The sequence below is a fragment of the Streptomyces sp. NPDC044061 genome, from assembly GCF_056434305.1.
In genome coordinates this window covers 46,903-63,008 of sequence record NZ_JBWKFL010000003.1, presented here as the reverse complement: position 1 = coordinate 63,008, position 16,106 = coordinate 46,903, and the positions used below count along the sequence as shown (strand labels likewise).

Below are 16,106 nucleotides of genomic sequence, written 5' to 3'. Positions count from 1 at the left end.
CGGCCCGTGGACGCACACCACCTCGCCCACGGCCGCGATCCGATCGTGACGTGGGTCACGGGAAGTGGGTGCGGAGTGCCGGACAGCTCATTGAGGTGAGCACTCATATGCGTACCCGGGTACGGGCCGGGGAATCGAGCGCGTTCGCCGAGCTGTTCGACAGCTACGCCCGCGCGGTCCACAACCATGCCTTCCGGCTGACCGCCGACTGGTCGGCGGCCGAGGACGTGATGGCCGCGACCTTCATGGAGGCGTGGCGGCTGCGCGACAAGGTCGACCCCGAGGGCGGCTCCCTGCGCCCCTGGCTGCTGGGCATCGCCACCAACACGGCGCGCAACCAGTACCGGAGCAACCGGCGGTACCGGGCGGCGGCGGCCGCCGCGGCGGCCGCCGAGATGGCGGTGCCCGACCACGCCGACGAGGTGGCCGACCGGATCGACGACCGGCGGCGGCTCGCGACGGCCCTGACCGCGCTCGCCGCCCTGCGCAGACCGGAGCGCGAGGTCATCACGCTCTGTCTGGGAGAGGGCCTGGACTACGAGGCCGCGGCGGAGGCGCTCGGGATACCGGTCGGAACGGTCGCCTCCCGGCTGTCCCGAGCCCGCAAGAAGCTGCGCGCGCTGGCCGAGCCGGCCCGCCCCTTCGGGGAGACGTTCCGCCCGGCGACCGGTCCGTCCGGCCCCCCAACCACAGGGGCAGAGAGAAAAGTTCGCCGGAATCGGGAAGGCGGCGGCGCCGGCCGACAGACAAGAGGCGATCGCACAAACGCGATCCGGCCCGCGCAGGAAGGAAACCGATGAACGCGAACACGTCCCGGCAGCACCCGGCCGAGGAGGACCGGAGCGCCGAGCTCCTGTCCTGGACGGCGCGTGACCTGCCGGCGGACCGTCACCAGTTCCACAGGGAGCGTCTGATGGCCCAGATCCACGACATACAGCAGGAAGAGCGGACGGCGACGGCGACGCCCGTACGGACCCGGCGCTTCCGGCTCCCGCGTCCGGCGATCGCGCTGCCCGCCATGGCCGCCGCCCTGGCGGGTGCGGTCGTCGCCGGGATCGTGATGCACGGCGGTGGGGGAGTCAGGGACGGCGGTGTCGCCACCGGACCGGCGCTGACCACGAGGATCGGCGCCGCGACCGCCAAGGGTGCGCCCCAGCTGCTCGACCGGATCTCGCTGGTGGCCGCCGACGGCTCCCAGCCGGCCGTCGAGCCCGGCCAGTACATCTACATCGAGTCCAAGACGGCTGACAGCTTCCTGAAGACCGTCGACGGGAAGACCACTCTGGCCAGTCACGCGCTGCACCAGCGCCAGGTGTGGAACTCCCCGGACGGCACCAAGGGCCGGCTGATCGACCCCGCGGTCAACGACAGTTCCGAGGGCGAGACCCTGAGCCTCCCCGACGAGCAGGGCAACACCCGGAAGGCGAACCTGAACGCTCCGTCGTACGACTACCTGGCCGGGCTCACCACCGACCCCGACGCGCTGCTGGCCAAGATCTACAAGGAGACCGAGGGGCACGGCAACTCTCCCGAGCAGGAGGCGTTCACCACCATCGGGGACCTGCTCGTCGAGAGCTACCCGCCCGCGGAGCTCTATTCGGCGCTGTTCAAGGCCGCCGCGAAGATTCCCGGTGTGGTCGTCGTTCAGGACGCGGTGGACGCGGTGGGCCGGCACGGAGTGGCGGTGGCCCGGCTCGACGAGACCAGCGGTGCGCGCGAGGAATGGATCTTCGACAAGAAGACCCACACCCTCCTCGGCGAGCGCTCCGTCCAGGTCCGCCGGAACACCGGCACGGATGCCCTGCTCAAGCCCGGCACGGTCACCTTCACCACCGCCATCCTGAACCGCGCGGTCGTCAACGGCATGAAGCAGACCCCACCCCACTCCGGCTGACGCACCCCGCATACGTTCCCGGGGTCCCGCAAAGGGGAGGAACCTTTCCTGGAACCGGCTGCCGTAGGAAAAAAACCCTCCGGCGCGGCTCCGAGTGCGCCGAGGTGCGGGGCCCCGAGGGCGGGTGAAGACTGAACGGGCAGGAGGCCGCACGCGCCCGACCGGACCGATCCGGAGACGCGGAACGCACCAGCGGCGCGAACCGATCCGCGGCCCCCTCGCCCGGGCGTGACCCGCTTCCGTCCGTCCGCGGCGCGTCCTGTTCACGCTCCACACAGAGGTCCCCGGTCATGGGCACTATCGACGAAACGGCGGTCGGGAGACTGCGCGAGGGACTACGGGGGCCGGTGATCACCCCGCAGGACCCGGACTACGACGAGGCCCGCAGCATCTACAACGCCATGATCGACCGTCGGCCCGCCGCCTTCGCGCAGTGCGTGGACGTGGCGGACGTGCGGGCGACCCTCTCCATCGCCCGTGACACCGGCGCCGAGCTCGCGGTCCGCGGCGGCGGCCACAGCGGCCCCGGTCTCTGCCTGATCGACGACGGGCTCGTACTCGACCTGTCGCCGATGCGCTGGGTCCGGGTGGATCCCGAGGCGCACACCGCCATGGTGGGCGGCGGCAGCCTGCTCGGTGACGTGGACCATGCGACGCACGCCCTGGGCCTCGCCGTGCCGGCCGGGATCATGTCGACCACGGGCGTCGGCGGTCTCACGCTGGGCGGCGGCCACGGCTACCTCAGCCGCAAGTACGGCCTGACGATCGACAGCCTGCTGTCGGCCGACGTCGTCCTCGCCGACGGCAGCTGTGTCACCGCGTCGGCGGAGACGCACCCGGATCTGTTCTGGGCGCTGCGGGGCGGCGGCGGCAACTTCGGTGTGGTGACGTCGTTCACCTTCCGGCTGCATCCGGTCGACACGGTCGGCGCCGCGATCACGGTGTGGCCGGTGGACCGCCTGCCCGAGGTGCTGAGCTGGTACCGGGAGTTCCTGCCCGCCGCGCCGGACGACGTCTACGGGTTCTTCGCCGAACTCTCCGTACCGCCCGGCCCGCCGTTCCCCGAGCCGATCCACGGCCAGAAGATGTGCGGGGTCGTGTGGTGCTGCACGGGCGACCTCGCCGGTGACCGTCTGGAGGACGTGCTCTCCGTGGTGAACGATCCGGCGCCGCCCGCCTTCCACTTCACCACCCCCATGCCCTACCCCGGGCTGCAGACCCTGTTCGACGGGCTGATCCCGAAGGGACTGCAGTGGTACTGGCGCGGCGACTTCTTCGACACGATCTCCGACGCCGCGATCGACGTGCACCACAAGTACGCGGAGAACCTTCCGACCGGCCTGTCGACCATGCACCTGTACCCGGTGGACGCGGCAGCCCAGCGGGCCGGCGCCGACGACACGGCCTGGAACTACCGGGACGCCGTCTGGTCCGGCGTGATCGGCGGCATCGACCCGGACCCCGCCAACGCGGAGGTGATCCGGCAGTGGTGCGTCGACTACTGGACCGACCTGCACCCGCACTCCATGGGCGGCTCCTACGTCAACTTCATCGGCGAACAGGAGAGCGCCGACCGGGTCCGCGCCACCTACCGGGGCAACTACGACCGCCTGGCCTCGGTCAAGCGCGCCTACGACCCTGACAACCTGTTCCGCGCCAACCAGAACATCCCGCCGGCCGCGCGATGACCCGAAGACGCGGGCCTTCGGCGAAGATGGATTGCGTGTAAGCGGCCGTACGCCCGCCGAACGCGCCCCGGTGGCCGCCGGCGGGGCGGCGGCCGAGCCGCCGTGAGGACGGAGCGCCGCGTGATTCCCCTGCACCCCGGGCTCGACGGCGGAGCGGTCTACCTGGACTACAACGCGACCACCCCCGTCGATCCCCGGGTGGTGGAGGCGATGCGCCCGTATCTGGCGGTCTGGTTCGGCAACCCCTCCAGCGCGCACGCCTTCGGCACCGAGCCCAGGGCGGCGCTGGCCCGCGCCCGCAGGCAGGTGGCCGAGCTGATCGGCGCGCGGGCCGGGGAGATCGTGTTCACCGGATCCGGCTCGGAGGCCGACAACCTCGCCGTGCGGGGCGCCGTCCTGGCCGCGAAGGCCGACCGACCGCATGTGATCACGCAGGTCACCGAACACCCGGCCGTCCTGGAGAGCTGTCGGGCGCTGGAACGGCTGCACGGCGTGGAGGTGACCTTCCTGCCGGTCGACGGGGACGGCCTCGTCGATCCCGCCGCCCTGGCCGCCGCGCTCACCGAGCACACCGTCCTGGTCTCGGTCATGGCAGCCAACAACGAGACCGGTGCCTTGCAGCCGATCGCCGAACTCGCCCGCCTCGCCCGTGCCCACGGAGCGCACTTCCACTGCGACGCGGCGCAGGCGGTGGGCAAAGTCCCGGTGAACGTGGACGAGTGGGGAGTGGACCTCCTGACCGTCGTAGGGCACAAGATGTACGCGCCCAAGGCCGTCGCCGCGCTGTACGTACGCGAGGGCGTCACCCTCGAACCCCTCGTCCACGGCGGAGGGCAGGAGCACGGACTGCGGGCCGGCACCGAGAGCGTCGCCCTCGCCGTCGCCCTGGGTGCCGCCGCCGAACTCGTCGCCCAGGAGCTGGCCGCCGACGGCCTCGACCGGGTACGGGACCTGCGCGACCGCCTCCACGCACGCCTCACCGGGGCACTGCCGGGCCGCGTCCACCTCAACGGCCCCGCCGGACCCCGCCTGCCCAGCACCCTCAACGTCGGCATCGACGACGTCCGCGCCCATGAACTCCTGGCCGCCGTACCCGAACTGGCCGCCTCCACCGGCTCGGCGTGCCACAGCGGTGACTCCACACCCTCACCGGTTCTGCGAGCCATGGGCCTGTCCGATGCCCGCGCCCTGTCGTCCCTCCGCCTCTCCCTGGGCCGTTGGACCACGAGGGAGGACGTCGACAGGGCCGCGGACCTCCTGGCCGCCGCTGCCGACGCCGGTCTCCGACGGCCTCGACGCTGACGGCCGTCAGATCCCGGTCAGCTCGCCGGCCGTCGCGCGGAGGTGCTCGATGCCGGTGTCGAGCGCCGCCTTGAGGTGGGTCGAGTCACCCGTGGACATCATGATGGCGACGCCTCCCTGGATGCCCGCCAGCAGCGCGGCGGCCGTGCGGTCCACATCGAGGGCCGGCGACACCAGGCCGTTCGCCCGGAGTGCGCGCATGCCACGGGCGAGCTGCTGCTGCCACTGGCTCATCAGCTCCGTCACGATGGCGCGCGCACCGGGACGGGCCCGCCCGACCTGCAGGAACAGCGACCCCAAGGGGCAGTGGTCGCCCTGGCGTTCGTAACGGGATCGCCCGCCTCGGCGTGCCTCGCGGTGCGCTCTACAGCTCCACCAAGGGAGCGATGGAGACCCTGACGCGGGCGTGGGCGGCGGAGTTCGGGCCGAAGGGAATCCGGGTGAACGCCATCTCTCCGGGCGTGATCCTGCCCCCGGCCCCGGAAGGCACCGCCCCCCACCCCGGCGAGATCATGATGAAGGGCACCCCGGCCGGCGAGGTCGGCACCCCGGAAGTCATCGCGCACGCGGCCGTCTGGCTGGCCGGCGACGAATCGGCCTTCGTGCACGGAACCGTGGTGGACGTGGACGGGGGCAGGACCGAGGTCGCCGTGATCGCCGCGTAGCGATGTCCGGCCTGCGCCGCACGGTGCGGCGGCACGGGAGACGGCCCGCGGCCAGTTGCCGGAGCCGCCGTCGTCCGTGGAGCTAAGCCGCCTTGGGCCGCGCCGCACGTGTGCCCGAGGCGGGCTCCTGTGCGTCCGTGTCCTCGAACGGCAAGGACTCGTCCTCCCCGAAGTCGGGGGCCTGGAAGGGGTTGGTCGCCGGAGGCGGCGATGCCGCGGCGGAACGGCGGGGTTGCCCTTCCAGCGCGGAGAACAGCGACGTCGGGTCGATGAGGGGACTCTCTTTCCTTACAGGTCCCCGAAGGGGCCTGGTGTGCCGTGACCGGGCACAGCGGTCCTACAGCTTGGTCATCTTGGCGTACGGGCTCAGGATCCGCATTTGCGCCGAGCCGAAATCCACGAGTGCCGCGATTCCGTCCTCGATGCCGATCACCCGGCCGAGGCCGTACACATCATGCGTCACCTGGTCGCCCACGGCGAAGTATTTGGGGGCCGGGGGGACGGGGGCCTTGAAGGGGCTGGTGGGCAGATGACGCTTCGGTGCAGCAGGCTTTGTCATGGCTCAGTATGAGCCTACGTGCGGCCCGCTCGCTGTGGCCGACGGCACAGATCACGGGCGGCACGGCCGGCGCGAACGGCGGATCCCGCATCCACCGCTCGGGCGAGTGGCCCCTGGCCAGGTAAAACGGGCGGGCGCCACTCCGCTGTCCGATGTCCGTGGGCACCCGTCTGTTCCCGGCGGGCGTCGATTCACCGACCGCAGGCGCAGCCGGCCGCTGCCGGTGCTTCCTCGCCGGCCGGGGTGGTGCAGCAGCCGTCGCCGGTGGCCTCGGGGTCGGCGCTCTTGCCGAGGGTGTCGGCGTCGGCCTTCACGACGTAGACCTCCCACGGCTCCTTGCCGGGGCCGTGCACCCAGACCTTGTCCTGGAGGGCGTAGCAGCAGGAGGTGTCGTTCTCCTCGAAGGTGGCCAGGCCGGCTTCCTCGAGTCGGCTGGTGGCGGCGTTGACCTGGTCGGTGGACTCGACCTCGACGCCGAGATGGTCGAGTCGGGTCTCCTCGCCGGGCTCTCCCTCGATGAGCACGAGCTTGAGCGGGGGCTCGGCGATGGCGAAGTTGGCGTAGCCCTCGCGCCGCTTGGCCGGTTCGGCGCCGAAGAGCTTCGAGTAGAAGGTGATCGACGCTTCGAGGTCGCTGACACGCAGGGCGAGCTGAGCACGGGACATGGCAGGGCTCCCATCGGCTTGCATTGATGTCTGTCGATGCAAGCTTGTGCCTTGGATCGAAGACTGTCAACATAGACGCATGTCGAAGCAAGAGCTTGTGCTGCTCGGACAGAGCGACGAGAACAGTGCGTGCTGCCCGGGGCTGGCGGCCGCGCCGCTGGACGAGGATCAGGCGGCGGAGCTGGCGAAGCTGTTCAAGGCGCTGGGCGACCCGGTACGCCTGCGCCTGCTGTCGATGATCGCCTCGCGGGCGGGCGGTGAGGTCTGCGTCTGCGACCTGACCCCGGCCTTCGACCTGTCCCAGCCGACGATCTCGCACCACCTCAAGCTGCTGCGGCAGGCCGGTCTGATCGACTGTGAGCGGCGCGGCACGTGGGTCTACTACTGGGCGCTGCCCGCCACCCTCGACCGGCTCGCCGCCTTCCTGCAGACGTCGCGGACGGCCGAGGCAACCGCGTGAGCGCCCCGCTGGGCCGCCGGGCCGTCGCCGAAGCCGTGGGGTCGGCCGCCCTGGTCGCGGTCGTCGTCGGCTCCGGCATCCAGGCCACCGAGCTGACCAGGGACGTCGGCGTGCAACTGCTGGCCAACTCACTGGCCACGGTCTTCGGCCTGGGCGTGCTCATCGCGCTCCTGGGGCCGGTCTCCGGTGCGCACTTCAATCCCGTCGTCACCCTCGCGGCCTGGCTCACCGGCCGCCGCGGCGAGGACGGACCGACCGCGCGGGACGTCGCCGCCTACATCCCGGCCCAGATCGCGGGAGCCGTCGCCGGTGCCGTCCTGGCCGACGCCATGTTCGGCAAACCGCTCGTGCGGTGGTCCACCCATGACCGCTCCGCCGGTCACCTGTGGCTGGGCGAGGTGGTCGCCACCGCCGGACTCGTCCTGCTGATCTTCGGCCTGGCCCGCACCGGCCGCGCCCGCTTCGGCCCGGTGGCCGTGGCGTCGTACATCGGCGCGGCGTACTGGTTCACGTCCTCCACCTCGTTCGCGAACCCCGCGGTCACCGTCGGCCGTGCCTTCACCGACACCTTCGCCGGCATCGCCCCGGGCTCGCTCACCCCGTTCGTCGTGGCCCAACTGGTGGGCGCCGCACTGGGGCTGGGGCTGGTGCTCGTGGTGTTCGGACGCCCGGCACCCGCACAGACCTCCGCCGCCCCCCTCCAGGGCGAACCCGAACTCGCCCCCACACTCCCCTGACCGCCTCCGCCCAGAAAGACACCGGCCATGAACACCCCCGCCGAACGTCCCTCCGTGCTCTTCGTCTGCGTCCACAACGCCGGGCGCTCCCAGATGGCCGCCGCATTCCTCACGCACCTGGCGGGCGACCGCGTACAGGTGCGTTCCGCCGGCTCGGCACCTGCCGACACGGTCAACCCCGCCGTCGTCGAAGCCATGTCGGAGGTGGACATCGACATCTCGGCCGAGGTGCCCAAGGTGCTGACGGTGGAGGCCATCCAGGCCTCCGACGTGGTCATCACGATGGGTTGCGGCGACACCTGCCCCGTCTTCCCCGGCAAGAGCTACCTCGACTGGGCGCTCCCCGACCCGGCCGGACAGGGCGTCGACGCCGTCCGCCCCATCCGCGACGAGATCGAGAAGCGCATCCGCGCCCTGCTCGACGAGATCGCCCCGGCGAGCAGGGCGTGAGCACCGCGACCGCGGCTCACCTCGCGGCCATGGGTCCGGGCACGCCGACGAGGGCCTGAGGATCTGCGAGCTCTCACGAGTACGCGCCGGCCGGTCCACCGGTGGCCGATGCCCGTGGGCGTGAGGGGCCGTGTGACCGCGCCGGGCGACCGGTGGGCCCGGACGTCGTCGAGGCGCCGCCTTCGTCCGGATATCCGGCACGACCTCGGGGTACCCGCCGCGCAGTACGGCCCACGATCGAGTCCGGTACGCGGTGACAGCAACGGAGAACCAGATGAAGGTCCGCCGATCAGCAGCCCTGCCGGCTCACGCGCCGGTTTCGGCTGGTTCGCAGCCCGTCCATGTCCTGTCCGGCCGCTACCGGTTGGGCGGGAAGATCGGATCGGGTGGCATGGCCGACGTCCACGAGGGCTTCGACACGCGCCTTCGACGGCCCGTCGCCGTCAAGGTCTTCCGGCCGGGCTCCGACCCACAGACGGAGGACCGGCTCGCTGTGGAGGCCGTCCTCCTCGCCCGCCTGCAGCACCCCGGACTCGTCACCGTCTACGACACCGGCCGCCACGACGACCGCGCCTTCCTGGTCATGCAACTGGTCAACGGCCCCACACTGCGTGGCCTCCTGGCACGCGGAGCGCTGCCCCAGCGGCGCGTGGCCGAGCTGGGCACCGCTCTCGCGCGGGCGCTCGCCCACGTTCACCGGGCCGGCATCGTGCACCGCGACGTCAAACCCTCGAACGTACTGCTCGACGCGGACGGCGACCCTCACCTGGCCGATTTCGGCATCGCACGCATGACGAACGCCACCCGTCATACGGCACCTGACGTGCTGACAGGCACCGCTGCCTATCTGGCGCCCGAGCAGGTCGAGGGAAGGCGGGTCGGGTCGGCCACGGACGTCTACGCGCTGGGCCTGGTCCTGCTGGAATGTCTGAAGGGCGAACTGGAATACCAGGGCTCCCCGCTGGAGGCGGCGATCGCCCGCCTCCACCGCCCGCCCACGATCCCGACCTGGCTCTGCCCGGCCCTGGCGGCCCTCCTGCAGGCCATGACCGACCGGGACCCTGAGGCACGCCCGGACGCCGAGCGGTGCGCGCAGGTCCTGTCCTCGCTCGACGCCGGGAGCGCCCCGTACCCGCCGCCGCTCCCGGTGCCCACCGAGTCCCGCCTTCCCGTACGAGGCGCCGCTCACCCCTGCGCCGACGAGCCCATACGGACGCAGGCGATGGCGGTCATCCGGTCCCGCTTTCCGGGCAGCCCACGGCACAACCGCCGCATGGTGGTGGGGACCACCCTGGCAGCACTCTCCGTGGCCCTGGGGACGACTCTCGGCATCACCCAGGGCGGCGGCGGAAACGGCGACGACCGCGCCGATACGACGCGGACCGCCGCCCACCCGCGCTCCGGCACGGCGAGTCCCGGAGGCAGCAGCAGTGCCGCCCCGTCGGTCGAGTCCCATCAGGACCAGCTCCCCGCCAGGACCTTCGACGCCCCCGGTCCGGCCGCCGGAACTCATCCCGAGCCCGTCTCCATGAACCCGGGCTCCTTTGGCCCGGCAGCCCCGACGCGTCGGGCGCCGGCCCGACAGCACGGATCCGGCCCCCGTGAGCCGGCTCCGCACCACCCCCAGGGCACGGACGACCGCACCCGCCACACGCCCCACGGTGCTGCGAAGCCGCCCGGAAAGATCAGCCGGCCAGCCGGTTGACGGCAGTGGCGGCGATGCCTTCCACGTAGCCGGGGTCGTCGCTGGGCTGACCGGAGAGCTCGACCATGCCGAACCGGTGACCACTGCGGATCACCGCGACACCGCCGGCGACCTTGCCGTCGCCGCTGAAGGCCGGGTACCAACTGGCCTCGCCGGTCCTGACGGTGATCGCGTGCCCCTTGCCGTAGTGCCAGTGGCCGGCCGGCTCGTCCTGGCAGCCGCGCACCATCTTGTTGAGCTGCTTCTCGTACGAGGCCGCCGACGTGTCGGTGGAACCGTCCGCGACGGACTCGGTCAGCGAGGTGCCGCCGGTGTCGAAGCTCCAGGTCACGTCGGCATAGGCGGCGGCCTTCCCCTTGGTCAGCGCCCGCATCGTCTCCTCGCCGGTGCACGCCGAGAGGGCCTGCTTCCCGGTCGTGTCCACAGTCGCGCCGACCGGGGCCAGGCCCTGCTGAAAGAAGTCCTCGCTCTGCATCAGGTTGCCGGAGCCGAGGCCGGGCGCGGCAACGGTGGCGGCAGCGGACTGCGTGCCGATGCCGACCGCGATCAGGGCGGCACCGACGAAGGCCGCCACCCCTGCGGTACGACCGCGCCGCGGGAAGTTCCGGGCGGCTGCTTGGTTGTCGAACATCTCGTCTCCTGTCTGGTCGCGACGCGGTTCGCGTCCTCGTACACCTGGGAGATGCCGGGCCCGCGGGAGATGTTGGATGCCGGTCCGCCGTGATCGATGTGATCCACCTCACCCTGCTCTGCGGGGTTCGGCCGGTCTCAGAGCTGTGTCACGGCCGCGCGAACGATCCGCGTCATCGCAGCCGTGTCCAGGCAGGTGTCAACCTCCAGGACCCCGTAGTGGGAGCCGTTGCGGAGTATGGCGATGCCCCCACACGGCTCCTTGCCCCGTGGTGCGGTCCCCGCGGTGTTCAGGTCACCGTCGTAATAACCCATCCAGCTCGCGGTGATGGTCGGAGCGACATCGGTCGTGTGCGTCGGCCCGTAGACCCAGTGGGTGGCGGGTTCCTCCTGGCACGGCACTTCCTCCAGCAGCAGGCGCTCGGCGAAGTTCTGAGCCAGAGAAGGGCTTTGGGCGGCACCGGCGACTTCGCGCGCGACCTGGTCGTCGCTGTTCAGCGCCAGCGTGGGGTCGCTGTCGTCCGTGTCCCTGGTCGTCATCAACCCGCGGAAGTGCGCGTCGGGCCCTCCCAGGGTCTCGCTGAGGGTCTTCTCTCCGGTGCACGCCGCGTTGGCGTAGTTTCCGTCCCCGACACGATCGCGCACGTGGATGGGCTTGGTGAAGCCGACCTTCCGGAACTCGGCCGCTGCCAGCAGGTGCCGGGCCGTCATGGGTCCTTCGGCGGGCTGCGGCGCGGGAGAGCCGTTGTCCGGCGAGGACGCCGCAGCGCCCGGCGTCACTGCCGGAGTAGCCGGAGCGGAGCGAGCGGGCAGGACGAACCGGCCGGTCAGCAGGCCGAGTCCGACGGCCACCGCCAGGATGACGACGATCGTCCGAGCCCGCACGGCAGCACCACCCCTACTGGTCAAGCTGAACGCCGAGGCGGTCCCGCATGAAACGACGAGCCTGATGGATGCGGTCCTTGACCGTGCCCAGGGGGGCGTCGGTGATCTCGGCGACCTGAATATAGGTCAGGTCCCCGAGGTCGCGAAGCACGAAGGACTCCACCAGGGCCGGATGCCGCTCCTCGAGCGCGGCCAGCGCCTCCACCAGGTCCAGGCGGGTCCCCGCGATGACGCTTGTCGTCCGGGGGTCGACACCCTGCGGAAGGACCGCATGACTGTCCTCCGCGCGCCGGCGCATCGAGCGATACGTGGACCTGGCGGCGTTCGAGGCGATCACTGTCACCCACCCGAGGAACGAGCCCCGCCCGCTGTACTCGTGCAGATGTGTGCTGATGGACAGCAGGGCGTCCTGCGCGGCCTCTTCGGCGTCGGCGTGGTGCGGAAGAAACCTGGAGCAGCGGCGCATGACCATGGGGCGAAGCCTCACGAGGAGGCGGTCCAAGGACGCCCGGTCACCTGCCCGGGCGGACGTCACCAGCTGTGTCAGCTCATCCTCTTCGATCACCCTGTGCCCCCGTTCGCGCCTGACCCGAATCCCACTGGGGCACACCCGAGTTGCCGGCCCCCATGCCTCGGGCAGAATGCTGCCCCGTGCGGAAACTAGGTCGTTATCTCCTCGAGGACAGACTGGGAGCCGGTTCGTTCGCCACCGTCTGGAAAGCATACGATCCCGAGCTCGACACGGATGTCGCGGTCAAGGTGCTGGCCGACAACTGGGCGTCGAACGCCGATGTACGACAACGCTTTCTGGCGGAGGCGAGGCTGCTCCGCAGGATCTCCAGCCCACGTGTCGTACGAGTTCACGACGTCGGTGTCCAGGACGACCGCCCCTACTTCGTCATGGACTACGTCCGAGGCGGCACGCTCGCCGAGAAGATCGGGCACTGCCGTACCGCGGAGGCACTCCATCTGGCGGCCGAGGCCGGATACGCCGTTCAGGTGCTCCACGACACAGGCGTCGTCCACCGCGACATCAAGCCGTCGAACCTCCTGCTGGACGCCGGCCGCACGCCCGCCGCCGTACTCGTCGCGGACCTCGGCAGCGCGAAGCAGCTGGCTGACGCGTCGGGGTTGACCGTGACCACGGGCACTCCCGCGTACATGGCGCCCGAGCAGGCCTTCCAGACCGGCGGGTTCGACGGCCGAGCCGACGTGTACGCCCTCGGTGTCGTCACGTTCGAACTGCTCACCGGACGCAAGCCGTTCGGCCCGGGCGGTCGCGCGAACCCCACGACGGAGTGGGCGTCGGCGTCATCGCTGCCGGCGATTCCCGGAGAGCTGGAGGTTCCGAACGGCATCGCCGCACTGCTTCGTGCCGCGCTGTCCGTTGAACCCGGGTCCCGACCGCAATCCGCCCAGGCATTCGCGGACGCGCTGCTGTCACAGGGGGCAGAGGAGTGGACGTCGGCCGGATCATCGGGACCTACGCGCCTTGTGGTCGGGCTCGCGGCGGTCGCCGTGTTCCTGGTGACAGCGGCGCTGACCTGGTCGGTCCGCTGAGCTCGGCTCATGACCGCCTGTGGCGGAGAAGGTGCCGCCCGTGACCATGGTGCGGATCTGGCACCCACCGCCGACCGGTCCGGGCAACAAACAAACCCCAGGCCACTGACCTGGGGTCTCTCTATCTGGAGCGGGTGACGAGAATCGAACTCGCGCTCTCAGCTTGGGAAGCTGATGTTCTACCATTAAACTACACCCGCGTAAGTCGGACGGAGCGGCTCAAAGGAGTCGATGTCCGAACGCTCGCTCACTGTACCTCATCGCAGACCCCCGGTGCTCGGACCGCGGGGTCCGGGTGCGTTCCGGGTGTGTTTCGGGCATGGGATCCCGGTGCGGGGGAACCGAGTTGGGGCGTACCGTGGAGGGGTGGGAGAGGGTCCGGGTGGGGCCGGAGTGCCGCCTGGAGAGTCGTCTCTTTGATCCCGTAATGTGGCTTTTGTCGTCAGGGCAGTAAGCCGGATGCGGCTCTTGGGGAAGGGACTTGAGGGACTTGATGGAACGCACCGTCGTTCGCTGTGCGGACGGCCACGTCTTCAGCGCCGCTTCGTTCCCGATGCAGCAGGCCGAGCGGCTCGGCCCCGGTCGGCTCGTGAGGTGTCCACGGTGTTCCCGGCTCCGCAGTGTGGTGCCGGTCGCCCTGGAGAAGCGGTAGCGATCGGCAGGCCGAGGGCGCGCGGAGCCGTCACGATTGTCACGGCTCCGCGCGCCTTGCGTATCCTCGGGACGTGCTTCTCTCAGACAAGGACATCCGGGCCGAGATCGACGCCGGGCGGGTGCTTATCGATCCCTACGACGAATCCATGGTGCAGCCGTCGAGCATCGACGTGCGTCTCGACCGTTTCTTCCGGGTGTTCGAGAATCACCGCTACCCCCACATCGACCCCTCGGTCGAGCAGGCCGATCTGACCCGTCTGGTCGAGCCCGAGGGCGACGAGCCGTTCATCCTGCACCCCGGGGAGTTCGTGCTCGCCTCGACGTACGAGGTCATCACGCTCCCCGACGATCTCGCCTCGCGCCTTGAGGGGAAGAGCTCGCTCGGGCGGCTCGGGCTCGTGACGCACTCCACCGCCGGGTTCATCGACCCCGGGTTCAGCGGTCACGTGACCCTCGAGCTGTCCAACCTCGCCACCCTGCCGATCAAGCTCTGGCCCGGCATGAAGATCGGCCAGCTGTGCATGTTCAGGCTGACTTCGCCCGCCGAGCACCCCTACGGCAGCGAGCGCTACGGCTCCCGATACCAGGGGCAGCGCGGGCCGACCGCCTCGCGGTCCTTCCTGAACTTCCATCGGACCCAGGTGTGAGGGCGACGGCACATGAGCGACGTGCGTGAGAACCTGACCTACGAGCGGTTCGGTGCCGCCGTCCGCGAGCTGGCGCAGGCCATAGCCGACGACGGGTACGAGCCCGACATCGTGCTGAGCATCGCGCGCGGGGGCGTGTTCGTCGCCGGCGGGCTCGCCTACGCCCTGGACTGCAAGAACATCCACCTCGTGAACGTCGAGTTCTACACGGGCGTCGGCACGACCCTCGAGATGCCCGTCATGCTCGCGCCCGTGCCCAACGTCATCGACTTCTCCGACAAGAAGGTGCTCATCACCGACGACGTCGCGGACACCGGCAAGACCCTCAAGCTCGTACGCGACTTCTGCCTCGACACCGTCGCCGAGGTGCGCTCCGCCGTCATCTACGAGAAGTCCCACTCCCTGGTGAAGTGCGAGTACGTGTGGAAGCGCACCGACGAGTGGATCAACTTCCCGTGGAGTGTCCTGCCTCCGGTCGTGAAGCGCGAGGGCCAGGTGCTCGACGCCTGAGACGGGCGGGTACGGAGAAGGGCCCCCGGCCGTACTGCCGGGGGCCCTTCCGTGTGCCGGGCGGTTCTAGAACGTGCCCAGCTTCACGATCGACAGCAGGGCGATCAGCTGGATCGCCGAAGCGCCCAGGGCCTTGGGCCAGGGCAGGTCGTGGGAGCGGGAGACCATGAGGGTCAGCAGGGCGCCCGCGCCTATCCAGGTGGCCCAGCCGAGCAGCTGGACGAAGCCCGCGTCGCCGCCGAAGAACATGGCGAAGACCAGGCGGGGGGCGTCCGTGAGGGACATGATCAGCATGGACAGGCCGACCGTGGGCTGCCAGGCGCCGTCGCCGCCGAGCTGGCGGGCCAGGGTGTGCGTGACCACGCCCAGGATGAAGGCGCTCAGGACCATCGCCACGGCCGTGACCAGGACGATCGGGATCGCGTTGGAGAGCGTCGCGTTGATCGCGTCCGAGCGGGCGCCGTCGAAGCCGAAGACGGCGAGCAGACCGTAGAGGAAGGTGACGATCAGGGCCGGGGCCCACATCGTGTAGTCCCGCATGCGCAGGAAGGTCCGGTCGGGGGAGAGGATGACGCCCCGCAGGAGTTCCTTCCAGTGCAGGGGCGGGCCGATCGGGCCGGAGGGGGCGGCGGAACCCGCGTGGTAGGTCGCGCCCTGGGTGTAGCCGGAGGCCTCGTCGACCGAGAACGCCTGGGTGTGGCCCGGATTGTTGGCCGCGTACGGGTCGTGGGCGCCGCCCTGGGCCTGGCCCGGGTAGCCGCCGTCGCCGAAGTACTCCGGGCCGTCGTCGCCCGGGTAGCCGTACGGCTGCCCCTGCTGCGGGTACGGCGGCTGCGGCGCCGACGGGTAGCCGTACGACGGTCCGCCGGGCTGCCCCTGGCCGCGTCCGCGCGACGGGCGTCCCGGCTGTCCCTGCCCGGGCCTGTGTCCGTACGACGGTCCCTGCGGAGCCTGCTGTCCCTGGGGGGTGCGGTTGTCCCGGCCCCCGCGTCCGATCCTGAATCCAGCCACGTCATCGAACGTACCTGGTCCCGGGGAGTGACGTGCCGGGCCCGGGTGTCCGGGCCCGGCTTTGCTGCCGACCTGTGACATCCC

17 protein-coding genes, 1 tRNA gene and 2 pseudogenes are annotated in these 16,106 nt (G+C 70.8%); 12 read left to right on the top strand and 8 right to left on the bottom strand.

Going from position 1 to position 16,106, the window contains the following annotated elements; translation table 11 throughout:
- The first annotated feature begins 107 nt into the window (after positions 1–107).
- From AC07CM_RS05115 to AC07CM_RS05100, 4 genes are all read left to right on the top strand, one after another.
- Positions 108–800, top strand: a complete 693-nt coding sequence (locus AC07CM_RS05115; RefSeq protein ID WP_478874963.1) for an RNA polymerase sigma factor — start codon at positions 108–110, stop codon at positions 798–800.
- Positions 797–1,894: a CU044_5270 family protein gene (locus AC07CM_RS05110; RefSeq protein ID WP_478874962.1), complete on the top strand. Its 1,098-nt coding sequence runs from the start codon at positions 797–799 to the stop codon at positions 1,892–1,894. Before AC07CM_RS05115 ends, AC07CM_RS05110 begins: the two co-directional genes overlap by 4 nt.
- A 290-nt stretch (positions 1,895–2,184) precedes the next feature.
- Positions 2,185–3,582: an FAD-binding oxidoreductase gene (locus AC07CM_RS05105; protein ID WP_478874961.1), complete on the top strand. Its 1,398-nt coding sequence runs from the start codon at positions 2,185–2,187 to the stop codon at positions 3,580–3,582.
- A gap of 120 nt (positions 3,583–3,702) precedes the next feature.
- Positions 3,703–4,884 (top strand): cysteine desulfurase family protein, encoded by a 1,182-nt coding sequence (locus AC07CM_RS05100; RefSeq protein WP_478874960.1) that lies wholly within the window; start codon positions 3,703–3,705, stop codon positions 4,882–4,884.
- 6 nt (positions 4,885–4,890) lie between these two features.
- Here AC07CM_RS05100 and AC07CM_RS05095 read toward each other — a convergent pair.
- Positions 4,891–5,214, bottom strand: a pseudogene (locus AC07CM_RS05095) (TetR family transcriptional regulator C-terminal domain-containing protein); the annotation flags it as partial.
- A gap of 2 nt (positions 5,215–5,216) precedes the next feature.
- Between AC07CM_RS05095 and AC07CM_RS05090 the strand changes: the two are divergent.
- A pseudogene (locus tag AC07CM_RS05090) lies at positions 5,217–5,549 on the top strand (SDR family NAD(P)-dependent oxidoreductase); the annotation flags it as partial.
- A 337-nt stretch (positions 5,550–5,886) separates the two neighbouring features.
- Here AC07CM_RS05090 and AC07CM_RS05085 read toward each other — a convergent pair.
- Positions 5,887–6,108 (bottom strand): hypothetical protein, encoded by a 222-nt coding sequence (locus AC07CM_RS05085; protein ID WP_478874959.1) that lies wholly within the window; start codon positions 6,106–6,108, stop codon positions 5,887–5,889.
- A gap of 191 nt (positions 6,109–6,299) precedes the next feature.
- Positions 6,300–6,773, bottom strand: coding sequence for an ArsI/CadI family heavy metal resistance metalloenzyme (locus AC07CM_RS05080; RefSeq protein ID WP_478874958.1), 474 nt, complete (start codon positions 6,771–6,773; stop codon positions 6,300–6,302).
- 79 nt (positions 6,774–6,852) lie between these two features.
- On the opposite strand from AC07CM_RS05080, the gene AC07CM_RS05075 reads away from it, so the two are divergent.
- From AC07CM_RS05075 to AC07CM_RS05060, 4 genes are all read left to right on the top strand, one after another.
- Complete coding sequence (locus AC07CM_RS05075; protein WP_478874957.1) at positions 6,853–7,233, top strand: ArsR/SmtB family transcription factor; 381 nt, start codon at positions 6,853–6,855, stop codon at positions 7,231–7,233.
- Entirely contained in the window at positions 7,230–7,970 is a 741-nt protein-coding gene (locus tag AC07CM_RS05070) for an aquaporin (protein WP_478874956.1), read from the top strand. Before AC07CM_RS05075 ends, AC07CM_RS05070 begins: the two co-directional genes overlap by 4 nt.
- Positions 7,971–7,997: 27 nt before the next feature.
- Positions 7,998–8,420 (top strand): arsenate reductase ArsC, encoded by a 423-nt coding sequence (locus tag AC07CM_RS05065; RefSeq protein WP_478874955.1) that lies wholly within the window; start codon positions 7,998–8,000, stop codon positions 8,418–8,420.
- A gap of 391 nt (positions 8,421–8,811) precedes the next feature.
- On the top strand, positions 8,812–10,125 hold the full coding sequence (locus AC07CM_RS05060; RefSeq protein ID WP_478874954.1) for a protein kinase domain-containing protein: 1,314 nt from the start codon (positions 8,812–8,814) through the stop codon (positions 10,123–10,125).
- On the opposite strand, the gene AC07CM_RS05055 is transcribed toward AC07CM_RS05060, so the two are convergent.
- The 3 genes from AC07CM_RS05055 to AC07CM_RS05045 form a co-directional block, all read right to left on the bottom strand.
- Positions 10,106–10,756 carry a hypothetical protein gene (locus AC07CM_RS05055; protein WP_478874953.1) on the bottom strand — a complete coding sequence of 217 codons (651 nt, stop codon included), beginning with the start codon at positions 10,754–10,756 and terminating at the stop codon, positions 10,106–10,108. The two genes, AC07CM_RS05060 and AC07CM_RS05055, sit on opposite strands and share 20 nt — an antisense overlap.
- Positions 10,757–10,893: 137 nt before the next feature.
- Positions 10,894–11,640, bottom strand: coding sequence for a hypothetical protein (locus AC07CM_RS05050; RefSeq protein WP_478874952.1), 747 nt, complete (start codon positions 11,638–11,640; stop codon positions 10,894–10,896).
- 13 nt (positions 11,641–11,653) lie between these two features.
- Positions 11,654–12,175: an RNA polymerase sigma factor gene (locus tag AC07CM_RS05045; RefSeq protein ID WP_478875321.1), complete on the bottom strand. Its 522-nt coding sequence runs from the start codon at positions 12,173–12,175 to the stop codon at positions 11,654–11,656.
- A gap of 116 nt (positions 12,176–12,291) precedes the next feature.
- Between AC07CM_RS05045 and AC07CM_RS05040 the strand changes: the two genes are divergently transcribed.
- Positions 12,292–13,200, top strand: coding sequence for a serine/threonine-protein kinase (locus AC07CM_RS05040; protein ID WP_478874951.1), 909 nt, complete (start codon positions 12,292–12,294; stop codon positions 13,198–13,200).
- A gap of 126 nt (positions 13,201–13,326) precedes the next feature.
- Here AC07CM_RS05040 and AC07CM_RS05035 read toward each other — a convergent pair.
- A tRNA-Gly gene (locus AC07CM_RS05035) sits at positions 13,327–13,400 on the bottom strand.
- A gap of 525 nt (positions 13,401–13,925) precedes the next feature.
- Between AC07CM_RS05035 and dcd the strand changes: the two genes are divergently transcribed.
- A complete protein-coding gene (gene dcd / locus AC07CM_RS05030) occupies positions 13,926–14,501 on the top strand; it encodes a dCTP deaminase (protein WP_478874950.1) in 576 nt (191 codons plus the stop codon).
- A 12-nt stretch (positions 14,502–14,513) separates the two neighbouring features.
- Positions 14,514–15,011 (top strand): phosphoribosyltransferase, encoded by a 498-nt coding sequence (locus AC07CM_RS05025; RefSeq protein ID WP_478874949.1) that lies wholly within the window; start codon positions 14,514–14,516, stop codon positions 15,009–15,011.
- Between the two features lie 66 nt (positions 15,012–15,077).
- Here the strand turns inward: AC07CM_RS05025 and AC07CM_RS05020 are convergent, their stop codons facing one another.
- Positions 15,078–16,103, bottom strand: a complete 1,026-nt coding sequence (locus AC07CM_RS05020; RefSeq protein ID WP_478874948.1) for a Yip1 family protein — start codon at positions 16,101–16,103, stop codon at positions 15,078–15,080.
- Positions 16,104–16,106: the final 3 nt, after the last annotated feature.